Source organism: Kosmotoga sp., assembly GCF_982836095.1.
This window is the reverse complement of record NZ_CEYIHJ010000191.1, coordinates 1-3,174: the sequence shown is the minus strand read 5'-3', so window position 1 is coordinate 3,174 and position 3,174 is coordinate 1. Positions and strand designations below refer to the sequence as shown.

The following is a 3,174-nucleotide window of genomic DNA, read 5'->3' as shown; positions in this document are numbered from 1 at the left end:
AAGCAATGGGAATAAGTAGCAATGGTTCAGCTTCTTTCACTATTGCAACGTAAAAAAGCGCACCTGCTATTGCGAACATAACAAGGTTTTCCCAACTTAATGCTGAAAATCCTGTAGTTTGAAGGAAGCTAAAAAGCGTATCGATCATAATCAAACCTCCATCAAAGAAAACCGCGACCCCTACCGGGGTCGCAATAGTATCAGTAATGGATTACTTATTTTTCAACAATGCTTGAGCGGCTGCAAGTCTGGCTACAGGAACTCTATATGGTGAACAGCTAACGTAATTCAGTCCGACTAGATGGCAGAATTCTACTGAAGAAGGTTCACCGCCGTGTTCACCACAAATGCCCACTTTTAGGTCAGGTCTCGTTGCTCTTCCCTTTTCAGTTCCCATTTTGACTAACTGTCCTACGCCATCCCTATCTAGCTTTTGGAATGGATCAACCTCGAGAATGCCTTTGGCAACATAATCGCCGACGAATTTGCCGTAATCGTCTCTACTAAATCCAAAAGTCATTTGAGTAAGGTCGTTGGTTCCGAAGCTAAAGAATTCAGCCTCTTTAGCTATCTCATCGGCAGTTAGCGCTGCTCTGGGGACTTCGATCATCGTACCCACTTTGTAATTCAATTCTACACCTGCTTCTTTTATCATGCTATCAGCGGTATCAACGATGATCTTTTTCAGATATTTTAGTTCATTGATGTGTCCCACAAGTGGAACCATGATTTCTGGAACAACTGTTTGACCTTCCTCTTTCAACAGTTCAATTGCGGCGCCTATTATGGCTTTGGTTTGCATAACTGCGATTTCTGGATAGGTTACAGCAAGTCGGCATCCTCTATGTCCCATCATGGGATTGAACTCGTGCAGTTCCTCAACTGTGGCCTTTAATTCATCAAAAGAAAGCCCCATCTCTTCAGCAAGATCCTTTATATCTTCTTCTTCTTTTGGAAGGAATTCATGTAGAGGTGGATCAAGCAACCTTATAGTAACAGGATAGCCTTCCATGGCTCTAAATAAACCTTTGAAATCCTCTTTTTGCATGGGAAGAAGCTTGTCCAAAGCTGCTTGTCTCTGCTCCACTGTCTTGGCAACAATCATTTGCCTAACAGCCGGGATTCTTTCTTCATCGAAGAACATGTGCTCAGTTCTGCAAAGCCCGATTCCCTGAGCGCCAAATTCTCTTGCAACAGTGGCATCACGTGGAGTATCGGCGTTTGTCCTAACACCAAGTCTTTTAATTTCATCTGCCCAATCGAGGAGCTTTGCAAGAGGTCCTTCAAGACCCTGGGGCTTAACAGCATCTAACTTGCCCTCAAATACTTCACCGGTTGTCCCGTCTATGCTAATCCAATCGCCTTTGGAGAACTTTTTGCCATTTACGCTAATGGCCTCAGCTTCCTCTTCAACTTCCATTGCTTCACAACCGACAATACAGGCTTTCCCCATACCTCTGGCAACAACAGCAGCATGTGAAGTTTTTCCACCGGTAGAGGTAAGTATGCCATTGGCTGCTGCCATACCAGCAATGTCTTCGGGTGAGGTTTCGGGCCTGACCAGTATTACATCTTTACCTGATTCTTTTACAAGGCGTTCAGCCTCGGCTGGGTCAAAAATAATTATGCCAGATGCTGCACCTGGAGAAGCTGCTATTCCTTTGGCAAGAAGCGTTGCATTTTGCTTCGTCTCAGGAAGGAAATAAGGATGAAGAAGAGTCTCGATATGTTCAGGCGAAACTCTCATGATTGCCTCTTCCTTGGTAATAAGGCCTTCTTCTGCAAGATCAACGGCGATTTTAACAGCAGCGAAGGGCGTCCTTTTACCGGTTCTTGTTTGGAGAAGGTACAATTTGCCTTTTTCGACGGTAAATTCAATATCCTGCATGTCACGGTAATGGGTTTCGAGCTTTACAAAAATGTCCAGGAGTTGTTTATAAACGTCTGGCATGATTTCTCCAAGTTTTGTGAGAGGATATGGAGTTCTAATGCCTGCAACAACATCTTCGCCCTGTGCATTGGGTAAGTATTCACCATAGAACTGCTTTTCTCCGGTATTGGGGTCTCTTGTGAAAGCGACACCAGTACCGCTATCATCGCCCATGTTTCCAAAAACCATAGTGACGATATTTACAGCAGTTCCCAAAAGCTCGCCTTCCTTTATTCCGTTGAGTTCTCTATACTTGATAGCCCTTTCATTCATCCAGCTTCCGAAAACTGCATCAATTGCCTTCCATAGCTGTTCCCAAGGGTCTTGGGGGAATTCGTGGCCAGCTTTTTTGTAAACTTCGAGGTATCTTCGAACAACTTCTTTAAGGTCATCAGCACCAAGCTCTGTATCAAGTTTTACTTGCTTTTCGCTTTTCACCGCGTTCAGTTGTTCTTCGAAGAAGGAGTGATCAATTCCGAGAACGACATCACCAAACATCTGCATGAATCTTCTATAAGCGTCATAACAGAATCGTGGATTTTCAGTCGCTTTGACCATGCCCTCCACTGTCGCATCATTTAAACCCAGGTTCAAAATGGTATCCATCATACCTGGCATAGAAATGGCAGCTCCAGAGCGTACAGAAACAAGCAAAGGATTTTCAGGTGATCCAAATTCTTTCCCGGTAACTTCCTCCAGTTCCTTAACGGCTTTAACAACTTGTTCCTTCAAATCCTCTGGATATTTCCTGCCATGGTCGTAGTAATATTTACATACCTCGGCCGAAATGGTGAAACCAGGTGGTACTGGAAAACCAAGCCTTACCATCTCAGCAAGATTAGCACCCTTTCCGCCGAGTAGATTTTTCATGGTGGTATCGCCTTCGGCTTTGTTGCCACCAAAGAAATAAACATATTTCGCGCTCATTCTCTTGCCTCCTTTCAGGTAGTTACATTCGAATGAGATTATATCACAGTAGACCTAATGTGAAAATTGCATATTTTCGTAATTACTGACTACATATATAAACTTTTATTACACGAATATGTCACAACGTTACCCAACATTGTTCAAGCAAAACATTTACATACGCTTGCTTGAAGTTTCTAATTGCCTTTAGAAGGGAATAATCCTTTACAGAGATATATTGAATCCTTACCAGATAGGCATTACAATTGAACCGATAAGCAAATGAAAAGGACATCCGATAAATAGTACTAAATAGTACAAAAAGATGTCCTGCG

General features: G+C 43.1%; 2 protein-coding genes. Both read right to left on the bottom strand.

Going from position 1 to position 3,174, the window contains the following annotated elements; translation table 11 throughout:
• Nucleotides 1–211: 211 nt before the first annotated feature.
• Nucleotides 212–2,857, bottom strand: coding sequence for a pyruvate, phosphate dikinase (gene ppdK, locus AC3LHT_RS09895; RefSeq protein WP_488662772.1), 2,646 nt, complete (start codon nucleotides 2,855–2,857; stop codon nucleotides 212–214).
• Nucleotides 2,858–2,978: 121 nt separating this feature from the next.
• On the bottom strand, nucleotides 2,979–3,174 hold a 196-nt coding region (locus tag AC3LHT_RS09890), incomplete at its 5' end, for a hypothetical protein (protein ID WP_488662771.1).